General features: G+C 40.5%; 23 protein-coding genes. 8 read left to right on the top strand and 15 right to left on the bottom strand.

Annotated features, from left to right (window positions below; genetic code table 11):
• Positions 1-7: 7 nt before the first annotated feature.
• The 4 genes from ATS75_RS10040 to recQ form a co-directional block, all read right to left on the bottom strand.
• Positions 8-547 (bottom strand): mechanosensitive ion channel domain-containing protein, encoded by a 540-nt coding sequence (locus tag ATS75_RS10040; protein WP_058560321.1) that lies wholly within the window; start codon positions 545-547, stop codon positions 8-10.
• A 79-nt stretch (positions 548-626) separates the two neighbouring features.
• Positions 627-2,330, bottom strand: a complete 1,704-nt coding sequence (locus tag ATS75_RS10035) for a POTRA domain-containing protein (protein WP_152996213.1) — start codon at positions 2,328-2,330, stop codon at positions 627-629.
• A 317-nt stretch (positions 2,331-2,647) separates the two neighbouring features.
• A complete protein-coding gene (locus ATS75_RS10030) occupies positions 2,648-2,947 on the bottom strand; it encodes a DUF3630 family protein (protein WP_058560320.1) in 300 nt (99 codons plus the stop codon).
• Between the two features lie 14 nt (positions 2,948-2,961).
• Entirely contained in the window at positions 2,962-4,785 is a 1,824-nt protein-coding gene (gene recQ, locus ATS75_RS10025) for a DNA helicase RecQ (protein WP_058560319.1), read from the bottom strand.
• A gap of 109 nt (positions 4,786-4,894) precedes the next feature.
• Here recQ and ATS75_RS10020 point away from each other — a divergent pair, with 109 nt between their 5' ends.
• Both ATS75_RS10020 and rarD read left to right on the top strand, forming a co-directional pair.
• Entirely contained in the window at positions 4,895-5,350 is a 456-nt protein-coding gene (locus ATS75_RS10020) for a thioesterase family protein (protein ID WP_152996212.1), read from the top strand.
• Between the two features lie 52 nt (positions 5,351-5,402).
• Positions 5,403-6,326, top strand: a complete 924-nt coding sequence (gene rarD, locus ATS75_RS10015) for an EamA family transporter RarD (RefSeq protein WP_058560318.1) — start codon at positions 5,403-5,405, stop codon at positions 6,324-6,326.
• Here rarD and ATS75_RS10010 read toward each other — a convergent pair.
• Positions 6,323-7,558 (bottom strand): response regulator, encoded by a 1,236-nt coding sequence (locus ATS75_RS10010; RefSeq protein WP_058560317.1) that lies wholly within the window; start codon positions 7,556-7,558, stop codon positions 6,323-6,325. The two genes, rarD and ATS75_RS10010, sit on opposite strands and share 4 nt — an antisense overlap.
• Before the next feature lie 114 nt (positions 7,559-7,672).
• Positions 7,673-8,047 (bottom strand): DUF413 domain-containing protein, encoded by a 375-nt coding sequence (locus ATS75_RS10005; protein ID WP_058560316.1) that lies wholly within the window; start codon positions 8,045-8,047, stop codon positions 7,673-7,675.
• 91 nt (positions 8,048-8,138) lie between these two features.
• On the opposite strand from ATS75_RS10005, the gene ATS75_RS10000 reads away from it, so the two are divergent.
• Together ATS75_RS10000 and ATS75_RS09995 are read left to right on the top strand one after the other, a co-directional pair.
• Positions 8,139-8,999 (top strand): LysR family transcriptional regulator, encoded by an 861-nt coding sequence (locus tag ATS75_RS10000; protein ID WP_058560315.1) that lies wholly within the window; start codon positions 8,139-8,141, stop codon positions 8,997-8,999.
• 156 nt (positions 9,000-9,155) lie between these two features.
• Positions 9,156-10,085, top strand: coding sequence for a porin (locus ATS75_RS09995; RefSeq protein ID WP_058560314.1), 930 nt, complete (start codon positions 9,156-9,158; stop codon positions 10,083-10,085).
• Between the two features lie 71 nt (positions 10,086-10,156).
• Here the strand turns inward: ATS75_RS09995 and recG are convergent, their stop codons facing one another.
• From recG to asnC, 3 genes are all read right to left on the bottom strand, one after another.
• On the bottom strand, positions 10,157-12,238 hold the full coding sequence (gene recG, locus ATS75_RS09990; RefSeq protein ID WP_058560313.1) for an ATP-dependent DNA helicase RecG: 2,082 nt from the start codon (positions 12,236-12,238) through the stop codon (positions 10,157-10,159).
• Between the two features lie 61 nt (positions 12,239-12,299).
• Positions 12,300-12,986, bottom strand: coding sequence for a tRNA (guanosine(18)-2'-O)-methyltransferase TrmH (trmH, locus tag ATS75_RS09985; protein WP_058560312.1), 687 nt, complete (start codon positions 12,984-12,986; stop codon positions 12,300-12,302).
• A 54-nt stretch (positions 12,987-13,040) separates the two neighbouring features.
• Complete coding sequence (gene asnC / locus ATS75_RS09980) at positions 13,041-13,499, bottom strand: transcriptional regulator AsnC (RefSeq protein WP_058560311.1); 459 nt, start codon at positions 13,497-13,499, stop codon at positions 13,041-13,043.
• A 188-nt stretch (positions 13,500-13,687) separates the two neighbouring features.
• Between asnC and asnA the strand changes: the two genes are divergently transcribed.
• Entirely contained in the window at positions 13,688-14,683 is a 996-nt protein-coding gene (asnA, locus tag ATS75_RS09975; protein ID WP_058560310.1) for an aspartate--ammonia ligase, read from the top strand.
• A 35-nt stretch (positions 14,684-14,718) separates the two neighbouring features.
• Here asnA and ATS75_RS09970 read toward each other — a convergent pair whose 3' ends face one another.
• From ATS75_RS09970 to gmk, 5 genes are all read right to left on the bottom strand, one after another.
• Positions 14,719-16,323 (bottom strand): DUF342 domain-containing protein, encoded by a 1,605-nt coding sequence (locus ATS75_RS09970; protein WP_058560309.1) that lies wholly within the window; start codon positions 16,321-16,323, stop codon positions 14,719-14,721.
• Positions 16,324-16,494: 171 nt separating this feature from the next.
• Positions 16,495-16,887 (bottom strand): RidA family protein, encoded by a 393-nt coding sequence (locus ATS75_RS09965; RefSeq protein ID WP_058560308.1) that lies wholly within the window; start codon positions 16,885-16,887, stop codon positions 16,495-16,497.
• Between the two features lie 11 nt (positions 16,888-16,898).
• On the bottom strand, positions 16,899-19,004 hold the full coding sequence (gene spoT / locus ATS75_RS09960; RefSeq protein WP_058560307.1) for a bifunctional GTP diphosphokinase/guanosine-3',5'-bis pyrophosphate 3'-pyrophosphohydrolase: 2,106 nt from the start codon (positions 19,002-19,004) through the stop codon (positions 16,899-16,901).
• A gap of 128 nt (positions 19,005-19,132) precedes the next feature.
• Positions 19,133-19,408 (bottom strand): DNA-directed RNA polymerase subunit omega, encoded by a 276-nt coding sequence (gene rpoZ / locus ATS75_RS09955; RefSeq protein ID WP_058560306.1) that lies wholly within the window; start codon positions 19,406-19,408, stop codon positions 19,133-19,135.
• Positions 19,409-19,512: 104 nt separating this feature from the next.
• Positions 19,513-20,133: a guanylate kinase gene (gmk, locus tag ATS75_RS09950; protein ID WP_058560305.1), complete on the bottom strand. Its 621-nt coding sequence runs from the start codon at positions 20,131-20,133 to the stop codon at positions 19,513-19,515.
• Positions 20,134-20,434: 301 nt separating this feature from the next.
• Here gmk and ATS75_RS09945 point away from each other — a divergent pair, with 301 nt between their 5' ends.
• From ATS75_RS09945 to ATS75_RS09935, 3 genes are all read left to right on the top strand, one after another.
• Positions 20,435-22,630, top strand: coding sequence for an LruC domain-containing protein (locus ATS75_RS09945; RefSeq protein ID WP_058560304.1), 2,196 nt, complete (start codon positions 20,435-20,437; stop codon positions 22,628-22,630).
• Positions 22,630-23,115: a hypothetical protein gene (locus ATS75_RS09940; protein ID WP_058560303.1), complete on the top strand. Its 486-nt coding sequence runs from the start codon at positions 22,630-22,632 to the stop codon at positions 23,113-23,115. The genes ATS75_RS09945 and ATS75_RS09940 overlap by 1 nt, the downstream gene beginning before the upstream one ends.
• 146 nt (positions 23,116-23,261) lie before the next feature.
• Positions 23,262-24,158, top strand: a complete 897-nt coding sequence (locus ATS75_RS09935) for an endonuclease/exonuclease/phosphatase family protein (RefSeq protein ID WP_235591170.1) — start codon at positions 23,262-23,264, stop codon at positions 24,156-24,158.
• Between the two features lie 52 nt (positions 24,159-24,210).
• Here ATS75_RS09935 and ATS75_RS09930 read toward each other — a convergent pair whose 3' ends face one another.
• Positions 24,211-25,137, bottom strand: coding sequence for a glycosyltransferase family 2 protein (locus ATS75_RS09930; RefSeq protein ID WP_058560302.1), 927 nt, complete (start codon positions 25,135-25,137; stop codon positions 24,211-24,213).
• Positions 25,138-25,350: the final 213 nt, after the last annotated feature.

The raw sequence follows: 25,350 nt of genomic DNA, 5'->3' as shown, positions 1-25,350 counted from the left end.
TTTTAATTTAGGACTTTTTCGGACCCAGAACTCGCTTGTTTGCAACTCCCTTTGATGGTTTTGGCTCATTTTTTAATACCATCACTGGGCGCGTAACAAATAAATTGTTTGGATAAATAATGCGGTGACCATCGATATGCTCAAGTACTACATTCATTAAACCCATTTCAACGATGCGTCCTTCAACAAAATTAGCGCCATCAATAACGCGAACCCAATAACCAACACGGCAATCATTTTGGATGAACATTAATAAGAAAGAAGTGAGGTTACTTAAGAGCGACCACGCAGCGAACAGGGCTACACCGAGCATTGCAAACAACGACGAACCGAGGACTAAGAGGCCTCGTAGCTCAATGCCCCAAAAAACCAGTACTAAACAGAACATCACAATCGCGAGAATAATTTTCAATAAAAGTTCTGCACGGTATTTGCGGTGAATATCTACTTTACCTTTGATTGTTTTTTCGAGTAACTTTTTAGTTAATTTTAAAAATACAGGAAAAGATACTAAGGCGACTAAAGTGACCACCCATCTGTATTGCATATTAAGAATATCTAGTAGTTCCAAGACCCGATTCCAACGCTTAGTTTTTATAAACGTAGTGTAACGTGTTTAGCGCCCTTTAAAAGGCGTTTTTCACACTCACTAGCCATTGCACTGAGTCAACGTCATCACGCTTATCTAGCGGTGCTGCTATGTCTATATGGATAACAGTGCCAGCATTTGCACGACTCGGTGCTAATCTCAGGCCAACGCCGACATTTTTTAATACTTGGCCATTGGCACCGTTGTGCTTATCGTTGAACCACGCTCTGCCAATATCAACAAAAGCGGCGCCACCGACTTTAAATAATTGTAATAAATCATATTCCCAGTAATAGCGCTTTTCTAAATTAATTAAAAAGCTGCGATCGCCTTGTTGGTAATTGAGGGGGTAACCTCGCAAACCATTCTCGCCACCCAAATTAAGCTGTTTATCAGGGGTTAGGTTTTTCGCGAAATCCAAACGTATTTTGGTGTACCATGACTGTTGAAGGCTAGTATTGAGGTAGTATTGCACTTGACTGGTAGCAAACAGGTTTTCAAACTTACTTTGTTGTTCGTTCCAATTACCATCGAGATTGGCATAAAAGCGCCATAATGTATTATCACTACTAAAGTGGGCCTTTTTAGCATTAAATGAATAGACCGTTCGGCTATCGTCACCAGTTATACTTTCGCTAGAATAGCCCATTAACGCTTTTATATTCCAGCCCAAGTTTAAATCTTCCGTTCGGTAAATACTGTCGAAGTTGCGTACTTTAATAAACTGGTCTTCGAACCAGTGCCCACTTACATAGGGGTAACTAAGATCTCGGCTTTGTGCTAATGGTATTTGAGTGTCAAGGGTACGTTTAAATGAGTGAGCTTCAAAAATATAACCCACACTTAATCGCTGCGTCCAGCTATCTTCTAGCTGTTTAGAATGACCAAAATGAAGCTGGTTGTAATCCGTTTTTTGCTCAAATTCACTGTACACTTCGCCTCGTTTATAAAGTGACTCAATGCGTTGGTCTGAATAACTGGTTAAACCATAGCTATAGGGTGTTTCGATAGAATAAAATGGATAAGTGAGCTCCATTAGGTGACGCTTTCCATCGTCATTATCAGAGTATTCAAGACGACCACGGTATCTTGTAGAGAGTATGTTTGGGTCGTCGTAAACAAATAGGTAGCCATCACGATTAGCATCACTTGTACGTGATAACGATAAACGTTTGCCCCAACCAAATAGGTTTGACTCACGAAAGCCGATACTGGACTTATTTTCACCACCGCTGCGACTAAAGCTTATCTCAGGTAACAAAGTCCATAAATCTCGCGTGGTTACTTGCACATCAATGTTGCCATCACAATTAAGTTCTGCGTTTATATTAGCGTCGTATAAATAGTTTTGTTTACGGAGTAAGCGCTCTGACTCAGATAACTTTCGAGGTTCATATTCATCGCCAGGTTGAAAAAGTAATAGGCTAGTGATGACGTCAGGTTCAGTGGTCATATGTACGCGGTTTGCGAATCTAAAAATAGCGTTATTTTCTTCTTCTAATTCAGTATTAAAGACATTGAGTTGATTGAGAGTGATTTTGGCTACTGTAGCATCGGTTGTTTTTTCGGGTAAAAGCTCCGCCCCATCAAGTTGGCGCCTTAGGTTTTGTTCTGAAGGGGAAATAGTGCGTTGATTACTACAACTGTCATTATCAAATAAGGCTGCATTAGTAAGTGGGCTGTATAAGCCGATACTAAAGTAGCTAAGTAATATTGTTGTGTAATAACTATTTGCGCCCATTTAAATCCCTTATTTAGTGTTGTATCCAAGCCACCTCAAGATGCAGGATTCAGCGTTTCACAGGACTTAATATCAAGGCGTTACTTAATAAAAATGGCAGTCACTTTTAAGAAGTAACAACAATGAGAGGAAGTGCCTGTAAAACTTACAAGGGATTGGTTTAGAGCGGTTTATGCTGCGTTATTGATTTTAACAATAGAACCACTATTACTTGCAATCAATGCCTTGTCTAAATCGCGTTTCATTCCAACTGCAACTCGTATCTTTAGATGGTTTGTGTATATCTACTAAACACTAAGTACTGGCTTATGTCTAGTTCATTGTTTCATTTGGGTTATAAAGTAATGTGTTAATGCTGCCAGTAAGTGTTCGGCCTCTGTGCCTTCTCCATTTATCCAGATACTATTAGTATAGTGCTCAAAATTTAAATTAAAATTGTGTTGTTCATAATTAAAGCGTAATTGATGGCGATCGGCACCTGCTTCAAACGCTGTGATGGTGATCAGGGGAAAGTGCAAAAACAAGTTGGCCCACAATTCAAAGTCTTCATCGTTTGGCATTTCTGTTGGTGAAATGATAATGGCGCTATGCTTATTATCGAATTGAAAGTTTATCATGGTGTTACCGTCATTTATGGTGTGGCTAAGTAATTACGTATAGTTGTTAAGAAAGGGCTGCCGTATTTATTGAGTTTCGTAAACCCAACCCCTGACACTTTTAAAAACTCACTGTCGTTGGTCGGCATAAGCTGCGCCATTTCTGCCAGCGTTTTATCATTAAATACGACATACGGTGGTACATCATCATCGTCAGCAAGCTGTTTACGCAGAGCGCGCAGCTTCGCAAATAGTTTTTTGTCGTAATTAAATTGCGCTAGCTTGTCTTGGTATACGTGTTTAGCTTGTAATCGAGGTTCAGCCATTTGCAAGCTGTATTCACTTTTCAATACAGCACGTGCACCTTCGGTTAAGCGTAACGTTGAGCCTTGCGTTATATCTTGGCTTAGTAACCCCTGGTGAATCAGCTGGCGCAGTATACTGAGCCAAAATTCACTGCTGTGATCTTTTCCAATGCCGTAAGTGCTTAATTGGTGGTGGTTGTTATCCCTTATTCGGCTGGTATTTGCACCACGCAGAAGTTCCACTATGTAACCTAAGCCAAAGCGTTGCTCAGCACGATAAACACATGAAAGAGCTTGCTGGGCAACTAAAGTGCCATCGAAGCTTTTTGGTGGGTTTAAGCAGATATCACAGTTACCGCAGGGCTCACGTTGATATTCACTAAAGTAGTTAAGCAGTATTTGCCTACGACACGTTTGCGCTTCGGCAAAACTGGCCATTGCATTAAAACGTTGTTCTTCAACGCGACGACGCTGTTCATCTTCAATATCTTCAAAAAAACGCCTAACCCGGCCTATATCTGCTGGGTCAAAATACATGATTGCTTCTGCTGCAAGTCCGTCACGTCCCGCTCTGCCTGTTTCTTGATAGTATGCTTCAACGCTTTTGGGGATATCGTAATGCAAAACAAAGCGTACATTGGGTTTATTTATTCCCATTCCAAACGCGACAGTAGCAACAACAATTTGAATATCATCGCGGGCAAAGCCTGTTTGTACAAACTGACGTTGTTCATTGCTCATGCCTGCATGATAAGCGGCAGCATTTAAACCCGCATCAGCGAGCTTTTCAGCGACATCGTCAACACGTTTGCGGCTGGTGCAATAGATAATACCACTTTGATTTTGTTGTTCTTTTAAGTAGCGAAGCAGTTGCGTAAGCGGCTTGAATTTTTCTTCAATGGTGTAACGTATATTCGGTCTATCAAAACTGCCCGTGTGTATATAAGGCTTTTGTAGTCCTAGTTGTTGTACTATGTCAAAGCGAGTTGCTTTATCTGCTGTTGCAGTTAAAGCCATCATTGGTACATGCGCAAAGTGCTGCTTAAGCTCACTTAAACGGCAATAATGTGGTCTAAAATCATGGCCCCAATGGGATACACAGTGAGCTTCATCAACAGCAAATAAACTAATATTAAGATGTGACAGTCGATCTAAGAATTCTCTCTGGAGTACTTTTTCTGGTGCAACGTAGAGCAGCTTTATTAAACCACTGTGTAATTGTTGGTAAATTTGTTGTTGTTCATCACGATTTAGGCTGTTGTTAATATACGCAGCTTTTACACCAAGGGCTTGCAATTGAGCTACCTGATCTTGCATGAGGGAGATCAGTGGTGAAATGACAACGGTAAGGCCAGTTAAAGCCAGCGCGGGAACTTGGTAACACACTGACTTACCTCCGCCAGTTGGAAGCAGTACAAGCGAGTCCTTGCCATCAAGTGCAGCATTAATCACGGCTTCTTGGCCGTCTCGGAATTCGCTATAACCAAATACTTGCTTTAGTATGGCTGCGGGAGTGCGCACTACGGCGCTTGAAGTAGGGGCTAGTGTATTCATCGCGGTTATTTTAGAGCTTTTATGCGACCTTGCATAGGAGCTTTTTATCGCACTTTCTTTTTAGTTGTGCTTTACTCATCTTACCAGTTTGCAATAGTGAAAAACAACAATGAATAAAACCATGCTAACCAATCAAGTTGCCCACGTTTTTGTTGAGCAAATGCCGTTTAATCAATTTTTACAAATTAGTGTTAAATCACTTAATGCAGAGCAAGCACAGATAACCTTTCCTTGGCAGGATGTATTTATTGGTAATCCTTCGCAAAAAATTCTGCATGGTGGAGTTATCTCCGCAGTACTTGATAATGTCGGTGGTATGCTTGCTGCGGCTTCTATCATTGATAAGCTTGAAACGATTGATGTAGTCAGTATTCAAAAACAGCTATCAACACTGGGCACAATTGATTTAAGAACCGACTATTTACGCCCAGGTAAAGGCGCTGAGTTTACCGCCAGTGCTAAGTTGATTCGCTCAGGAAATAAAGTCTGTGTATGTCGGATGGAACTTCATAATGAACTGGGTGTACAAATTGCCTTTGGCACAGGGACTTATTTAGTTGGATAAAACAGCACTTGAGGAGTAAACTAGCGGCCTTTTCCATGCTTAGAATAGACTCATGCCAACAAATCCAGAACAACGTAAGGGCGTTATTTTAGCCTGTATGGCCTTTTTTATGTGGGGTTTGGCACCCATTTACTTTAAATTATTACAGCATATTTCGGCATTTGAAATATTAATGCATCGCGTTGTATGGTCTGTACTATTTATTGTGTTCATAGTCTCGATCATGCAGCAGTGGCATAAAATAAAACAGGTTATTGTACAACCCAAACTACTACTTATGTTAGGGCTTACAGCGACTTTGCTCGGGTTTAACTGGGGGTTGTTTATATGGGCTGTCAATAATGACCATATGCTTGATGCTAGCTTGGGTTACTATATTAATCCATTACTCAATGTGTTGCTTGGAATGCTGTTTTTAGGGGAGAAACTACGTAAATGGCAAGGTGTTGCTGTCGTACTTGCGTTTAGTGGTGTGGTTATTCAGCTTGTGAGCTTTGGCTCCTTTCCAGTGGTCGCATTTTCACTTGCTGGCTCGTTTGCTATATACGGCTTGTTACGAAAAAAACTGCCTATTGAGTCTTTACCAGGATTACTGTTGGAGGCTGTAATTTTACTCCCGATTGCTCTTGTATATTGGTGGTTAATGGCGCCTACCCCCAGCTCTGATTTAATGCTGAATGAGTGGCATACCAATCTATTATTGGTCAGTGCAGGTGTAGTTACTACGCTACCTTTATTGTGTTTTACTGGTGCCGCAAAGCGGTTACAGTACTCGACTTTGGGGTTTTTCCAATACATAGGCCCAAGCTTAATGTTTATTCTAGCGGTTATGTTGTACGGTGAAGTGTTTAGTAATGAGCGTATGGTGACGTTTGCTTGTATTTGGAGTGCGCTAGCTATTTTTAGTTGGGATTCATATCGTCAATCACAAAAGCGCAAGCGAGAAAGTACACTTGCGCCGGCAAAGGCTGTTTAAGCAATCACCTTATTACGCCCAGACTCTTTTGCCTTATAAAGGTTTATATCGGCCTGTTTTAATAGTTCATCTATTTTATAGACAGGCCCACGGGCATAGCCAATAGAAATGGTGAACTTAATCTTTTCAGCACTGAATTTTGGGCTGTTTATCTCAATGAACTGCCGAAACTTTTCAAGTAGCGGTATGGCTTCGGATTCCGGTGTGTCGGCAAAGTAAACTGCAAACTCCTCGCCCCCTAAACGTGCCACTAACTGTTTCTTAAAGTGTTTAGCAAAAAAGACTGATAAGCCTTTTAATACTTCATCTCCAGCATCATGGCCATAGGTATCATTAATTGATTTAAAATGGTCAATGTCTATCATTGCCAATGATGAATTTTCAGTTTGCTTTTGCAGATGCTTTAACGACTTGTTAGCTTCTTCAAAAAAGTAACGCCGGTTAGGTAGTTTAGTCAGATAGTCAGAGTTTGCTTGCAGCCTAATAGTGGCTATATTTTCAAGCATATCGACGTTTTGACTTAAGCGACAATAAAACTCTTCGTTATTAAATGGTTTACGTAAATAGTCATTCGCTCCGCTTTTCAAAAAACGAGCTGATAAGTGTTCTGCATCAGAACCTGAAATACCAATAATCGCTTTTTCATCATTACTGTAGAGCCTTCGAATTTCACTGCATAATTCGTCACCATTCATATTTGGCATTTCATTGTCTGTAATGATTACATCTATATCAGGCGTTTGGGAAAGCACTTTCAGAGCTTGGTGACCGCTGTCAGCCTGTAATACTTGGTACTTGTGTCGTATGAGAAGGTTAGAGATGTGTCTTCTTGTGGATGAAGAGTCATCAACAACGAGTACTTTTATACTCTCGTTTCTTGGTAATCTTAAAAGTTGCTTAGATAAGTATTGATAGGCTTGTTTATTTTCTTTTGTGATGTAGTCAATGATAGGGTACTTTTCAACGGTATCCCGGGTCGCAGAATCTAAACTGCCCGTCATTACAATTGTGGGGATTTCTGCACCAACAGTGCATGGTACGGCTTCGCCATTTTGAGCATCTGGTAATATAAAATCTACTACAGCGCAAAAGTACTTGTTATTTTCAATGCATTTTTTTGCTTGCGCAAGTGAGCCCGCAATATCAACATCATAACCGGCTTTTATCGCAATGTGTTTTTGTACCATTGCAATAGTCGGCGTGTCTTCAATGATTAGAATTTTTCGTGTCACGTATCACCCTGATACTAATTTACTTAAGCAATAACAGCTTCTAGTACAAGTTGTAACTGGTAAAACACAAAAAAGCAAATTACATTACGATATTATTCAATAAACTGACAGGGTTTAAGCCCCGTCAGATTCAAAATGAAATAGCTTGCTTTGCGGTACAGGGGCTGCCATTTTTGAGCGTCCAAATAACGTATGGAACTTGGTTTTACAGGTTGTTAACTTTAAGTATTTTAACCATGCTCTTTCAATTGAATTGCTTAGTGCAGATTCTCCATTGATGACCATTAAAAATTGTTCTTGAATTTCATTTTGCGGTGCGAGGGTTTTGTTGTATAACCCATTAAGAATAACACCATGTTGCTCAAGGATGCTTGCTTCAAGCAGTGTGAAGTTACCACTGCGGCTGAACCCGCGTGGGAAATTTTTATCATCATAGAACTGACGTTGGTTTACGAATGCTTGACGAAGTACTGAAATATCATTGCTCATGGCTGTTTCCTCATGCCTTAATTTCATGCAGGAGTATGGAACAAGTTGTGTGATTTTTTAAGCAAGAAATTTTTATCGTGAGGATAAATAATTGGATATCGATTTATTAAAAACGTTTGTAGAAGTGGTACGAACAAGGCACTTTGGTAAAGCTGCTGAAAACTTATATATAACACAGTCTGCAGTAAGCTTTCGAATACGTCAACTTGAGCAGGGGTTGGGTGTAAATTTATTTATTCGCCAACGTAATAATATTCAGCTTACAGCTCCTGGTGAGCGACTGTTACCTCACGCGCAAATGATTATTACAGGTATGCAACGTGCAAAAGTAGATGTGGCGTTGGCTGATAATATGCATAAGCAAGTTAGCTTAGCAGGCACGCCTAATATATGGGATGCGTTTTTACAATTTGGTATCACAAATATTGTTTCAGCCATGCCAGGCGTTTCCTTAATCGCTGAAGTTAAAGCACAACAAGAAAGCACTCGACTTTTGTTAGAGCGGACATTGGACTTAGCTATTTTGTTTGATCCTCCCAAGGTGGATGAGCTGGTGGTCGAGCGTATTTGTGAGCTGCCAATCATTCCTGTGAGTGCCTATGAGACTGCTCAAAATGAAAATTTCTTTGATAATAAATATGTTTATGTTGACTGGGGAACTACATTTTCACTGTGGCATGCTCGCCAGTTTAATGGCCGTACACCACCTTTCTTTAGAACAAGCACAGGAAGAATTGCATTAGATTTAATTTTGCAATGTGGCGGAAGTGCGTTTATACCTGATGTATTGGTAAAAAACTACATCGAAGCGGGTGAATTATTTGAAGTGCCTGATGTTGAACATACTTCAAGGGATATTTTTGTTGCTTACCATAAAGATAATGAACAAAAACAATTACTTGAAAAGCTAGTGAATTTGCTAATTGAGTTAGGGCCAAAGCTAGGTCAGTAGCTTAACGAGTAACTATGACAGTTACGTGTCGCTAATTGTTCTTTTTTATTAAACAAATAAGGCAGAAATATTTCCGCTGTAATAATTCTGTCATTAAATGCGGGCAAACTGCAGCTGTTTTGAAAATTAGTTTGTTGCGATTATGAGGTTGTTAATATGAAATTTGTAAAATCTAGTCTGTTGCTAACAGTATTGGGTGCTTTATCTTTTTCTGCATCAGCAGATGTCGACGTTTATGGTAAAGCGAACGTTACTGTACAATCATCAGATGATGGTGAAGGTTCATTTACTGAAATTAAAAGTAATAGCTCTCGTTTTGGCTTTAAAGGATCTGAAAGCTTAACAGACGGCCTTGAAGCTGTTTATAAATTTGAGTTTGGCGTAGATGTATCTGATGCCGATTCAAAAGGTGATAAAGACAACATTACTTCTCGCAACCAGTATGTGGGTATCAAAGGTGGTTTTGGTCAAGTGGTTATTGGCCGAAATGACACTGCCACGAAGCAGTCTCAGGGCAAAATCGATTTATTTAACGACCTAGAAGCTGACCTTAAAAATTTATTTAAAGGCGAAAACCGTGTTGGCGATAGCATCTCTTACGCGTCAAATGACCTCAATGGATTTAAAGTGCTTGCCTCTTATATCGCTGAAGATTCAACCGATGGTGATAATGGTTACTCAGTAGCCTTAACCTACGGCGATGTAGGCCTTAAGAAAAGCGATATTTATGCATCAGTTGCCGCAGACAGCGAAGTGAAAGGCTACGATGTTGTTCGTGCTACTGTGCAAGGTAAATTAGGCGACTTTAAACTAGGCGCAATGTACCAAACACAGGAAAAGGTAGATGGCAGCAGTGAAGCAGATGGCTACTTGGTCAATGCGGCTTACAAGCTAAACAGCAATACCTTCAAAGTACAATACCAAGTTATCGACTTTGATCAAGGTGACACTAAAACAGCTATTTCAGCAGGTGTTGACCACAAACTTACTAAAAACACGAAAGTATTTGGTTTCTACTCTAACTTCGATATGGATAGCTTAGTAGACCAAGATTACATGGGTGTTGGTATCGAATACAAATTCTAAACTATCGTCACTTTTAATAGTTGATAATAAGCCCAGCCGAATTGCTGGGTTTTTTATGCTTGAAGGTGTTGTTAAGCTAGTGCGTAATCTGATTTCCCTGCCAACCAGCGGTTAATTAACTTATCAGCTAATTTAGGGTGTGTTCTAAGCAATTCTGAGGCAATTGGCCTTACTTGGTTCAAGATATACTTATCACGACTTAAATCGGCAATTTTAAATTCGGCTAACCCTGTTTGCTTGGTACCGAGCACTTCACCAGGCCCTCTTATTTCTAAGTCTCGCTCAGCAATAACAAATCCATCATTACTATCACGCAGTACTGCTAAGCGTTTTTGCGCGGTTGCTGAAAGTGGTGCATGGTAAAGCAATACGCAGTGGGAAGCGGTGGCTCCACGGCCAACACGTCCGCGTAATTGATGTAACTGAGCAAGCCCAAGACGCTCTGGGTTTTCAATAATAATTAAACTGGCATTAGGTACATCGACACCAACCTCTATGACAGTCGTTGCAACTAACACATGAATATTACCGGCTTTAAAGTCGCTCATGATGGCTTGTTTTTCAGCTGGCTTCATTCTGCCATGAACAAGGCCCACCGTGAGCTCTGGGAGTGCCTGGGTAAGCTGTAAGGCTGAGTCTTCAGCCGCTTGACACTGAAGCACCTCAGATTCATCTATTAAAGTGCATACCCAATAGACCTGCCTTCCTTGCTCTGTGCAGGCAGTTTTAACCCTTTGGATAATTTCTTCACGCCTGAGATCGGGCAAAGCTACAGTTGTTATTGGAGTCCTGCCAGGGGGTAACTCATCAATAATTGAAGTTTCTAAATCGGCATAGGCCGTCATTGCTAAGGTTCGAGGTATTGGGGTGGCAGTCATGACCAACTGATGTGGATAGCAATCGCCAAAGCGACCTTTTTCTCTTAGCGATAATCGTTGATGAACGCCAAAACGGTGCTGTTCATCGATAATAATAAGGACGAGGTTGTTGAAGACGACTTGCTCTTGAAATAAAGCGTGTGTGCCTACAATCATTTGTGCTTCACCTGATGCTATTTGCTCAAGTGTGGTTGTTCGCTCTTTGCCTTTGGTTTTCCCACCAAGCCATGCTGTTTTTATTCCTAGAGCAGAAAACCACTGTGAAAATGTAATGCCATGCTGCTCAGATAATATCTCGGTTGGCGCCATTAGTGCAACCTGATAGCCTTGTGCTATCGCTGTTAGGGCACTTAATGCGGCAACTAAGGTTTTACCGGAGCCTACATCACCCTGTACTAAACGCATCATTGGATAAGGGTGCTGTAAGTCATGCTTAATTTCGCTCACTACTCGGCTTTGAGCATTCGTAGGTGTAAATGGGAGTTGCGAAAGAAAATCTTGCTCTAGCGTATTCGAGGGAGTTAATCCGACGGCTTTAACTTGCTGACCTTGCTGGCGTAATTTTAATAAACTCAGGTTTTGTGCAATCAGCTCTTCAAAAATAAGCCTTTGTTGCGCAGGGTGTGAGCCGAGCTCTAACGCGCTGATATCGGCGTCATTACTAGGTCGGTGCAGTATATGCAGTGCTCCTGTTAGTCCCATCCCAGCATGTTGAAATTTATCTGGTAGCAGTTCTTCAACGTGATATTTGTCTAAAAGTGCAATGGCTTGATCGCTTAATGCTCTAATTGAAAGTTGTTTTAACCCTTCTGTTGTAGAATAAACGGGTGTCAGTGTGCTGGCGCTAGTTTGCTCTGCGGGTGAGTCGCTGATGCTATATTCTGGGTGGGTCATTTCAAAGCCAACACGGCCACGGCGCACCTCACCAAAACATCTAATGATTTTCCCTGCATCCATGGCATTTTTTTGTGCGGCGCTAAAGTTAAAAAACCTGAGTGTAAGTCTGCCAGTCCCATCGTTAACCTGGCACACTAGCATACGACGTTTGCCAAATGTGATTTGGCTAGTCTCTATCGTGGCTTCAATACTCACATGGCTGTGAGCTTGTAATTCATTTATTGCATATATTCGCGTGCGATCTTCATAGCGAAGAGGCAAGTGAAAGAGCATATCTTGTACAGTGAAAATGCCTAATTTTTTTAGGCGTTCAGCCAATTTTGGCCCAACACCTTTTAGTTCGGTTATCGGAAATCGATTTAAATCGGGCTTTGACAAAATAGGCTCAACACTTTAATTTTTAGATTGTTTTTGAGTTTACGTGCGAATAGGCAAGGCATCAAGTGTGTTTTAGTGTATGCCAAAAAATCTCATCAGCCACAATTTCTCCATTCTCATCAAGTGCAGGGTATGGCAGTGCTTTTTCTTTGCATTTTTGCGCAATTATAGGGTGGCAGCCTTCAAATAGCATGGCGTGTTTTATGCGTTCATCTAGCATATCACGATCATATAATCCGGCCTTTAGGCGCTGGTGTTGTGCTTCAAATAGAATCAATGCTGCCGCTACAGATACGTTCAGTGATTGCGCCATGCCCTGCATTGGAATAATAATATTTTTATCTGCATAGGCGAGTGCCTTAGGTGAAATCCCCGTTTTTTCTTGGCCCACAATGATAGCAGTGGGTTTCGTGTAATCAATCTCACGGTAATCCACAGCATCTGGACATAAGTTTGTTGCGAGGATTTGTACGTCAGGGTTATGGTGAAGCATTGTATCTACAGCGCCATCAATATTTTTGTGAAGGTGCGTTTCAATCCAATTCTTACTGCCCCCAGAGGTATTGTTGGTCAGCCATTTTTGGTTCTCAGGCCATACGGCATGAACATGATGGCAGCCCACGGCATCAGCGCTACGCACAATTGCTGATAAATTATGGTGCTTGTGCACATCCTCTAAACACACGGTTAAATCTGTTTGGCGACGATCCAATACATTTTTAACGCGGTGAAAGCGTGTGTTTTCCATCATTTACCTTTTCTATTAGCTTTAAAGTAGCGTGATTATACGCCAATTAGTTCCTCAAGGCATTACGCTGCGGCTAATCGGGTTTTGTAGTGATATAAGCGTTTCAGTCGATTGAATTGCTTCAATTGCTTGGATTTTATTAATTAACACATCCTGTAGGTGGTCGATTGAGCGAGTCATCACTTTAATAAAAATACTGTAGTTACCTGTGGTGTAATAAGCTTCAACTACTTCTTCAAGCTCTTTTAAAAGTAACAGGGTTTGCGGGTAATCACGTGCATTATTTAAATTAATTCCTATAAAGCAACATACGTCATAGCCTAGCTGCTTTGCATCGATAGTGACTTGAGTTCCCGTGATAATACCTGCCAACTTCATTTTTTCAACGCGGACATGAATTGTGCCTGCGCTTACTGCAAAACGTTTGGCCAATTCTGCATAGGCGGCACGCGCATTATCCATTAATGCGTAGAGTATCTGTTTATCGAGATTATCGATTTGATAATTTTCCATATAAATAAGCTGCTTTAATTATCGTATTTTTATTTTTTATACCATTAAATTGATTGTATTTATATATAAAAGGTCTTTTTGTTATCGGTTATTGAATTTAGTTGCTAAATGATTGAGGATTGTTTTATTGAGTTTTCCCGCAGGGTAAAACAACTAAAAAACAATAACTGGGAATGAGGCCAATTATTATGAGTTCACACTATGTGCAGCAACAGCAGCAAATAAGTAAAGTTAAGCAGTTTTTTTCACAGCAACTGGAAGAGCTGCTTGGGTTAGTTGAAGTGCAGGCGCCAATTTTGGCTAAAGTAGGTGATGGTATTCAGGACAACTTAAGTGGTACTGAAAATGCGGTTAGCGTTAATGTTAAAACGCTACCAAGCAGTCAATTTGAGGTTGTACATTCATTAGCTAAGTGGAAGCGCAAAACATTAGCGCAATATGAATTTAGCGTAGGGGAGGGCTTATATACTCATATGAAAGCATTGCGCCCTGACGAAGAGTCTTTGAGTCCAATCCATTCTGTATATGTTGATCAATGGGATTGGGAGAAAGTGATTTGTGCCAGCTCTGAACGCTCCTTAGATAAATTAAAACACACCGTAAAAGTATTGTATCAAGGCCTAAAAGCCACAGAGCAATTTGTTGAAGATGAATTTGGTATCCGTGGTTTTTTACCTGCAGACATTACCTTTGTTCATTCTGAGCAGCTGCGTCAAATGTATCCTGATTTCACAGCAAAACAGCGAGAAAAAGCGATATCGCAAGAATATGGCGCCGTCTTTTTAATCGGCATTGGTGGGCCGTTAGGGGATGCGAAAATACATGATGTGCGCGCACCAGACTACGATGATTGGTCTAGTGCAACCTGTGAGCAATACAGTGGACTCAATGGTGATATTATTGTGTGGAACCCTGTACTTGAAGATGCATTTGAAATTTCATCCATGGGTATTCGTGTCGATGCGACGGCGCTAGTAAAACAACTTGCCATTACCGCAGATCAAGCAAGATTAGAGTTTGATTGGCATAAACAATTGTTAGCTAATGAATTTCCACAGACGATTGGTGGTGGAATAGGGCAGTCGCGTTTAGCTATGTTGCTATTACAAAAGAAGCATATTGGTCAAGTGCAAGTCGGTGTGTGGGGCGATGAGGTAAAACAGCAAGTGAGCGAAATTTTATAAACATGAGTCAAAAAAGAGGCTGAAAAGCCTCTTTATTAACTGGTTTTAAACTCAATCTCTATTTTTTTCTCTTGCAACTTAACATTACATGGAGGGTAGTTACGGTTAGTTTTGAGTACTTTATCGAATATGTGAATTTCAACCCCAGAGTGAAGTGCTTTATTCACCGCTAAGTTGGCGTTACTTAGTAGATCATCCAAATGTTGTTCGAGGCTTGATTTACGCTTTTCGAGCTCTTCCGCATGTTGACAATAATGCTGCTGTGTCGCCCCTATTTTGGCAAGCAGTGCTTTTTTCTTTTCAGCATCTTTTACAAGAGCGGCTCTATCTAGTGTTGCTTGAAGTGTATCTAATTGCTCTTCTGCCTTAGCGGTTTCTTTTAAACATTCATCTATTTGTATTGTGATGTCTGCCGCTGATGACGCCATATTTAGTACCATTTTAGCGCCAGATTCATTGCCAATTTCTCCGGCTATCACCATACCTGCGTCAATAATTTCACCCCCAAATATTTTACCTTGTGGGTTTTCGTTTTGGCCCACTTGCAAAAGTGAAATAGCTTTCATTGTGCAGTGGCTTGCTTGACGGTCGATAAATATATTGTGCCCACTCAAAAAACTATATTGAGCATGCGAAACATGAACATCCCCCTGACAAGTTATTTTGCAAGACAACGTTTTATCATCAAGTTGGTGACCAATCACACCTTGTTTAATTGTAATGCTGCCTTGTGCCGTTAGCTCACTCGATTCGACAGTTCCCAGAACCGTTATATCGCCTTTGGCGGTTACTTTCATGCCTGGTTCTATATTATGAGTAACTATCACACTGCCATCGAAGTTCACATGGCCGCTTTTTACATCAACATCTTTGACTGTGTAAATATCATCTACTCGCATCCCATTCGCTATTTCAATAGGTACACCAGAAATTGTTGAAACTAACTCTAAAGGATTGTTTTTTGATATTTCAGTGCCGTCGCCAGCGACAAGGGGGGAGCTTTCTCCAGGCTTTGCTGAAATACTATCTCCAGTGACTGTGAAACCTTCTTTACCTGGGGTTGCAGGTAATTGTTGAATAAGCAAAGTACCAGGTTCAACATTGGCAAGCTTGCCAAAGTCTCTCATATCAACGGTGCCATCTTCGCGCAGTTTTGGAGAATTTAAGCGTTTTTTTAATGTTTCAACATGAGGGATTAAGCGTGATGATTGACCATCTACGGGGAGGCGTCCTTTAGCAAGGACTCCCTTTGCCGTTTTACCTGCGGCGAGTTCAAATTGTTGTTGTAGTAAATGTTCTAAAAAGGCTTGTTTATAACCACGCGAGACACCAGCTTTGACTATTAATTGTTTAGCGGTATCTAAGTCAAGTATTTTGCCACCTTCAGCTAAGGTTAGTTCACCCGTAGCAAGCATCTTTTCACTATCAATAGTTACTTCTAGTTTAGCATCATGTTTACTGGCAACAACAATTGTACGCTCGTTATTTGGCGCATCAAAATAGGCTTTTATTGAGTCATGTTCTACTCGATAGTCGCAAAATTGTGAGCGCTCAAGTGCCTCGACGACGAAGGCCGCACTAGGTGGCGAATGCTCTACAACATCCAGTAATACGTTTCCGTTATGGGCAAGCTTAAACACACATTATCCTTTTACACTACTAAAGTTAAAGGTCATCAAAATTTATAACCATAGAGTGCTAGAGAATTTAGAAACTGTCAAGGAATTAGGGAGAAGGAGTAAGTGGGTTGATATTGTTGGCAAACACTTGTTTAGTCATTGCATACTCAAACAAGTGTTTCAGTAAAAATGCTAGTTGGTTGAAGGCAATTCCATAATACCATCAATTTCAACTTGCACGTTTTTAGGCAGTGCACGTACACCAATTGCAGCACGTGCTGGGTAAGGGGCTTTAAAGTATTGGCTCATTACTTCATTTACAGTAGCAAAGTTTGATAAATCAGTGAGATAAATATTCACTTTTACTAAGTCTTGTATTGTACCGCCCGCTTCAACACAGACTGCACTGATATTTTTGAAAACTTGATGTGTTTGCTCCGCAAAGTCTTCTGAAACCACTTCCATGGTTGCCGGCACTAACGGAATTTGACCTGATAAGTAAACAGCGGTGCCTACTTTAACTGCTTGGCTATAAGTACCGATTGCTGCTGGTGCATCATCAGTAGAAATAAATGCTTTATTCATGATTATCCTATTTATTTTTTTCGATAGACTTTTTGTACGTCAGGCATAACTCTGATTCTGCGCATAATGTTTGCAACGTGAATACGATTTTTCACGGTGATCCCAAGGTCTATCACATAGAGGTTGCTTTCTTTTTCGTCGGTCGCTATTTCTACAATGTTTGCTTGTGTAGTCGCAACTACATTGGTCAATTTAGCGAGTGCACCTTGGTGGTTAATTATTTCAACACGCAGTGCAGCTATGTATTCTTTTTCAGGGTTGTCATCCCATTTCACTACGAGGTATTTAGAGCGCTCAGACTCCCAGCCACGAATATTTTTACATTCTTGGCGATGCACGGTAACACCTTTACCTTGGCTAATGTGTGCCGTAATCGCATCACCTGGTACAGGTCGACAACATTTAGAATAATTAACGAGCATACCTTCTGTGCCGATAATAGTGGCTTTGGCATTTTTGGCTATATCACTTAAATCTTCATCGTCGTTTTGTAACAAGCGTCGTGCAATGAGCATACTCATAAGATTACCAGAGCCAATTTCGACCAACAGTTCTAATACGGTATTTAAGTTATGTTCGTTCAGTACGCGAGTTATATTTTCATCTGGCAAGTCATTTAAATTTGATTCACCTAATGCTGAGTCAAGTAAACGTCTACCCAGTTGTAATGCTTCTTCGTGGTGTTGATTTTTTAAATAGTTACGAATGCCTAATCGTGCTTTACCAGTCACAATAAAGTTAAGCCATGTTGCATTTGGGTGTGCGCCAGAGCTGGTAATAACTTCGACTGTTTGTCCTGTGTCTAACGCTTTACTCAATGGGTGTGGCTTGCGATTAACACGCGCACCTACACAGGTGTTGCCTACATCTGTGTGGACTGCATAAGCAAAATCAACAGCAGTGGCGCCCATCGGTAATTCAACTATTCTACCATCTGGCGTAAATACATAAATTTCCTCAGGGAAAAGCTCAGTTTTAACATTTTCAACGAATTCAAACGAAGAGCCAGCACTTTGCTGAAGTTCAAGTAGGCTTTGCATCCATTGACGAGCACGTTGTTGCGCTGTATGGCCAGCACCATCACCTGATTTTTTATACATCCAGTGTGCAGCAACACCTTTATCAGCCATGTGATCCATGTCGTGAGTTCTAATTTGTATTTCGACTGGTATCCCATGAGGCCCAACCAAGGAGGTGTGGAGCGATTGATAGCCATTAGTTTTAGGTACTGCAATATAATCTTTAAAACGTGTTTCTATTGGTTTATAAAGATTATGCGCAACACCAAGCACGCGGTAGCAGGTATCCATGGAGTCAACTGCAATTCTAAAAGCATAGATATCCATGACTTCATTAAATAAAAGCTCTTTATTTAGCATTTTTTTATAAATGCTATACAAATGCTTTTCACGACCTGACACACCCGCTTTTATGCCTGCTTCTTCAAGGCGTGCAGTGATCTCAGTTTGAATATTAGAAATGACTTCTTTGCGATTACCACGGGCTTTTGCCACTTGTGATTTCAGAGCGCGATGACGCATAGGGTAAAGGGCTTGAAATCCTAAATCCTCTAGTTCATTTTTAATATCATGAATACCTAAGCGGTTGGCAATCGGGGCATAGATTTCAAGCGTTTCACGTGCAATTCGACGGCGCTTATCTGGGCGAAGTGCACCTAACGTGCGCATATTATGAGTACGATCAGCGAGTTTGATTAAAATGACGCGAATATCCTGCGTCATTGCCATAATCATTTTACGATAGTTTTCTGCTTGAAATTCTTTTTTATCTTTGAAGCTGAGCTTATCGAGCTTACTGACACCCTCAACCAATTCTGCGACAGTGTCACCAAAGATGTCGGCTAAGTCTTGTTGGCTGAAGTCAGTATCTTCAATCACATCATGCATCAAAGCTGCCATGAGGGTTTCATGGTCTAAATGCATGCCAGCAAGAATTTGGGTTACTTCAACAGGGTGAGTAATATAAGGTTCGCCACTCGAGCGAGTTTGCCCCTCGTGCGCTTCTCGCGCAACAACATAGGCTTTTTGCACCAGTTCTACATCTGCCGGTGGCAAATATTCTGATATTTTCTTTTTTAGACCTTCAAAAAGATACATTCACACTCCAATGTTCTAGTGAAGCAAATAGGTAACGGTATGTTTAGAATATACGATGAAAAGAGGGGATTGCCAACGGCTAGAGTAGAAATACTACGCCGCTGGCTAAATCAGACCGGGAAGTCAGATTATTGGTTGCCACCAACGATAGCAGCAACAGCAGCCATTTCCGCCGCTTCTTGATGTTGTTGCTCTTCACGATCAATAACATCCATTGATGAGCTATCAACTAAACCAAGTTCGATTTCACGTAAAGCAACAACGGTTGGCTTATCGTTCTCAGGGTCAACAAGTGGGTTTTTACCGCCCACAGCGATTTGGCGGGCACGACGAGCCGCAACTAAAATTAAGTCAAAACGATTACCAATTGCATCTACTGCATCTTCAACAGTTACGCGAGCCATCTTCAGCACTCCAAATAAATTTTTAAGCAAAGACGTAGTTTACTGCACAGAGTAAGATTCGCCAATAGCTAGTGGTTAATTTTTATCTATAAATGTTTAAACAGTTATTTTATCAGATCAGCGATTAATCGTTGATGTTTTACTGCCTGACATTTTAATGACAGGCGTTTTGCGAGCACAATTGTTTCTAGCTGCGTGAGTGCGGTTTCAAAGTCATCGTTTATCACTAAATAATCATACTCATTATAATGCGAGCTTTCTGATTGTGCTTGTGCCATACGCCCGGCAATCACTTCTGCTGAGTCTTGACCTCGATTGTTTAAACGGGTTTCTAATTCATCTTTAGAAGGAGGTAAAATAAAGATGGTTTCTATATCATCAACTAGGTTGCGCATTTGTTGTGCGCCTTGCCAATCAATATCTAAAAATACATCAATACCCGCAGCAAGTTGTTCTTCGATAGCTTGTTTAGATGTGCCGTAATAATTATCAAATACTTGAGCCCATTCAAAGAAATCATTCTTTTCAATAAGTGCTTTGAATTCATCAACTGTTGCAAAGTGGTAGTGCACACCATTGTCTTCTCCAGGTCGAGGAGAACGAGTGGTGTGTGATACAGATACTTTCATATCTGTATGCTTTGCTAATAACGCATTTATTAAGCTTGATTTACCAGCTCCCGAAGGGGCTGATAGGATAAATAGATTTCCGCGATTATGTGCCATGCTCGTTACCTAAAATGAAAGAGGCTTAGCGTTAATGGAGCTAAGCCTTAATTCTATTATTGTACTGTATTTTTCTTGTCTTACTCAACTATCACGCTAATAGCGTTAACGCACAGGCAAACTGCCAGTTATTAGTCCTTGGCCTCGTATTAGTTCGAAAAAGACTCGCATAATGCAAAAAATTGAGTTGCAAGATGCACTCTATGCCTTTTATGAATATATTTAATATTAAATATCAATTGGTTAAATTTTGGAATGAAGCCTGCATTTGTTTAATCACTTAACTTTTTAGGGGTATCTAATGAAATTAACCTATTTAGCAAAAGCATGTTTATTGCTACTCCCATGCACCGCGTTTAGCCAGTCATTCGATACGTGTCCGAGCCAAGCATTTTTAATGCAGGATGCGAATGCACAACTCTATGGAATAGACTTGGTTTCAGCAAAATCAACCGTTTTAGCTTCGCAGCTTACGTTCTCTGCAGAAGCGAACAATGAAAGCGTTAATGCGGTTGGCTTTAACTACAAAAATCAATACCTGTATGGCTTTAGTCGTCAAGCCCCCAAAAGTGTTGTACAAATTGGTAGTGATTACGAGATGACTCGCCTTGATATTTTAGGCCTCCCAGATACTAATTTTTATGTTGGCGATGTGCGTGTCATAGGCGAAGATGCAGCACAAAGCGCTTCATATTATGTGTATTCTCCAAGGTTCGGGCTGTATGAAATCGATTTAGATGGCGACTTAGATGCGCCCATTAACGCTAATCTTATGCCTGGAACAGAAAATTGGAAACTAGGGATTTATGATTTTGCATTTCACCCTCAAAGTAATTTGCTTTATGCCGTTGAGTCTAATGGTGATTTACATGAGATAAATGTAGACGCAAACACCAGTCAGTTTATCACCCAACTTGATATCGGCACTGATACAGGGGCATTTGGCGCGGCATATTTTGATATCAATGGTCAGTTTTATTTTAGTAATAATAAAAGCGGTAAAATTCACAAAGTAGATTTAAGTACCAGTCCTGTTGTGGGTTACACGCCGGTAGCAAATGTTTTTACCTCTGGGCCTAAATCAAGCCAAAATGATGGCGCTCGTTGCGCAATTGCTGAGGTAAAAGTAACGGATAGTTCAATCGACTTTGGTGACGCGCCTTTTCCTTACCGAACTAGTTTAGAACAAAGCGGGGCACGCCACTTATTTGATCCTAACAGTGATAACAGTAATCTGATTTATTTAGGGGCCAGTGTTGACGGTGAGAATATAAATACAGACAGCGACCTTGCTAGCAACTTTGTTGATGCTTCTGATGATGGTGTTCGCTTTGTTACTGCCTTTTCGGCAGGGCAAACAAGTCAAATTATTGTGAATGCTTCAGCAGAAAGCTTTTTATATGCTTGGTTTGATTGGGATCAAAATGGAGTATTCAGCGAAACGGAACGAATGGTGACTAAAACGGTGTTAAACGCGGGGGACAATAGTATTTTAGTTGATGTTCCCAGTGATACAAAGTCAGGCCAAACGTGGGCGCGCTTTAGGGTTACGGATGGAACCGAGGCATCGTTGATCACGGCAACGGGTGGCGTATTAGGTGGCGAGGTTGAAGATTACGAAATCACTACATTTGCCAGTGCTGTTTACCCCGGTGAGAGCGATTGGGTTACCCTTGCTTATGAAGACAAATGGCCATTTGCAGGGGATTATGATTTTAATGATGTTGTTTTAAACTACCGTACCACGCAATTAATTGAAGATAGCAATGTTGTTGGTTACAGAATTGAAGGTCAATTAATCGGGATTGGCGCAACCTATCACAATGGCTTTGCGGTTAGCTTGACAGAAACGGTTGGCAACAACACGTTGGCTATTTTGCGTGATGAGGTTGATGAGGCAAATATCACCTATCTTATCGATGGAAAATTACAGAATAAGCCTGTGTTAGAAGCTGATCGTAAAAACGCTATTTTGATATTTATGCAAGATACATGGGAGTATGTTACCCCTGAAACTGGATGCAGCTACTTTCGAACGCAAAAAGATTGCGATATTAATATGAAAGTGTCGTTTTCAATGACTATTCCTCTCAAAGCACCTAAAGCAAAATCGGTATCTCCTGGTACCTTGTTAGATCCGTTTATCTTTGCGAGTGAAGGGTTTTATCATGGTGATTTCTTAGTTGGTAAACAAGCGCGCAGTTGGGAGGTTCATATGAAAAACCAGCAACCAACAGAGGCATTTGATAACGCGTTGTTTAAGTATGAACAAAGTGACGACATAAGTGACCCAGCAAGTAACTTATTTTTTCAAACTGAAAACGGCTTGCCTTGGGCTATCGAAGTCGGCACACAGTGGCTACACCCACTTGAAGGCGTTGATATTACAATTGCTTATGACCGCTTTGCTCGCTTTGCTGAATCTTCAGGGCAACAAAACTCTCAATGGTTTGAAAATTACAATGCAAACAATGTCGTTGCAGAAGGGGAACAATAATGAATAAGTTAACGATTACTTTATGTTTTTCAGTGTGCTTAACGGCATGTGGTGGCGGCGGCGATGAAAAATCAACGCCAACACCAGTACAAGCAACAACAGCCACTACAACTACGAGCACAGTATCAACCGATACATCAACGACAGAGCCTGCTTCAGAGGGAGTAATGGGGTTAACTATCGAGGATGATTTTAATTTATCGACTAAGTTTGAACTCGATATAGACGTAAACTTAAATGCGGGTGACCAACGTGCATATCTAAATGTGTGTTACAGAAAAGGCGATTCAGACCGTGCAGACTACAATAATTGTGTTGTAAGAACGCCTTTAATGCAAGGCATGGTTGAAACAACCATTGTCATGAGTCGTCAAGATATCGATTTAGTCGCTGAGATTTGGTTTTATGACGCCAGCACTGAGCCATTATCCTATTCATGGCAGTTCGATACACAACAAAATGACCAGGTATTCGAGATTCGCTAATAGAAAGTAATAATGCAAAGAAAAAAGAATATACCTAGGTATATTCTTTTTCTTTGCATGAGGGTAAGCAGGCAATGGTTGATTTAACTAAACAGAAAAAGTCTATGAAATTACTGCGAAGAAGCCTCTTAAAGTCGGGGATAATAATGCTGTGCATTGTCTTTATAGGTTGTGCCTATTTGCCTTTTGATAGCTATTTCGGCGATCTCATTACGTCTTTAAGAATGCCGTTATTAGTATTAACGTTTGTATGTGGTTTGCTACTTCTATTGATGAACGTGAAGAAAATAGCGTTAGGTATACTCGCCGCGTGTATTGCGGGGTTGTTGACTTTACTGCCTTCACCTTCATGGACCACTAGCCTCTCGGCTGAAATGCTTAGCATCAAGCAAATTAACTTAAATTATAATAATCCACATATTGCAAAGCAGTTGGCTGCATTAAAAAATCAATCGTGGGATATGTTAGTTCTACAAGAGTATAGTGATTTAAATCGGCATTTACTTCGCCCTTTTTTAACTCAAGCTGACTTATTTGGTTACCGGGAGGTTGAGGGGATCCCTTATGGAATAGTCGTGATTTCACGTTTACCTATTGTTTATAGACAACAAGTCAAACTAGACGGAGATCGATTAGGTTTCATTAAACTTCGTTTGTTATTTAAAGACACGGTTATTACGACTTATATAGCGCACCCACCTTCTCCGAGAACAAAACAACATTGGCAAAATAGAAATTATCTACTGGCTGCTATGAGAGAGGCTTTACTGAGTGAAAAAACGCCCTGGTTAGTGATAGGGGATTTAAATGTTGTGCCTTGGTCATATTATTTTGATTTTGGTACAGCAAGTAGCTGCTACACCCAAGCGAATGCCTATGTTAGCTTTACGCCGTTTAGGTTTTTTGATTCATTGTTCACAGGGTTGCCGATAGATCATTGTATTTTTAGTGATGAATTTTCGCTTGAAAACTTATCGGTGACTTCCTTTGAAGGAAGCGACCATAAAATGTTGAGTTATCAGCTAAGTTTGAATAAAAGCTAAAGAATAAAACGTAAAAGCGTGCATATTATATGCACGCTTTATTGTTGGTTGGTTAGTTTTGAGATGATGATAATGAGCGTTTTAGGTCATGTAATAAATGACGTAAATTTCTTTTATGAGGGAATAGGGTAAAGGCCGCTGCAGCTGTTGTAAGTGCTTTAAATTTATTGCCTATTTCGCGATAGTATTCGCCATAGCATTCTAGTATACGTGCTTGCGCTTTGACTTGTGCAAACATACCAGCATCATCTTTACAGCGCGATACAATTTCTTTCATCGCGTTGAGCCTATTGGTTCTATTAGCTGTGATAGAGCCAACTCGCATTAAGTAGTCCATAGAAACATTAGGTGAAAACGCAACAGCGCCTATGCGTGCCAGTTTAAGCCAACAATCCCAGTCACTGGCACTGTTTAATGCGTTATCAAAGCGTCCGATGTAGTTAATGGTAGAGCGCTTTACCATAACGGATGAAGTACCTATAACATTGGCATAAATGAGTAAATCCATCGGTGATTTTAAGTCTTGATAGCCAGAATCATTTTTGTCTATGTGTTTTGCAAATTCAGGCCAAAATGAAAAGCAATCGACTATCGGCTCATATGCCTCATTTACGTGCATATAGTTAGTAAAGCTCAATACACAGTCGTTGTGCTGTTTCATGTAATGTAGTTGCTCAAAAAGTTTATCATCGGTCCAGTAATCATCAGCATCTAAAAATGCAATATATTCTGCTTTTGCTGCGCCAATGGCTCTGTTTCTGACATTAACAACCCCTGTATTTTCTTGTTCTAAGATAACCAATTGTGGAAATGTTTGCTGTGCTTTTTTTAACCACTCGAGGCTGCCATCTGTTGAACCGTCATCAACAACAATAATCTCGACGTTGACATTAGATTGTTTAACAACACTACTAATCGCTTTAGCTAAATACTGCTTACAGTTGTAGTTTGGAATGATTACGCTGACATCTACGCTCATGATATTCACCTGTTAGTTTAAAAGTAACTTACTAAGGTTATACGCAATTTAAGCGCCAACTATTTTAGTGGCTATTTAGGATGTTTTTTGTCTAATGCTTTGCATTTTGCAATATATGTTCGCAAATTAGGTTTGTTTTAGCGATTTATAAGGGCGATTGAGTGGGCATGGTTCTTGCGAAATAACGTTAAGTTATTATTAGGAGCATTCACC

Source organism: Pseudoalteromonas sp. H105, from assembly GCF_001469215.1.
GTDB lineage: Bacteria > Pseudomonadota > Gammaproteobacteria > Enterobacterales > Alteromonadaceae > Pseudoalteromonas.
The sequence above is the reverse complement of the archived record's forward strand: the minus strand, read 5'-3'. Positions and strand labels throughout refer to the sequence as shown.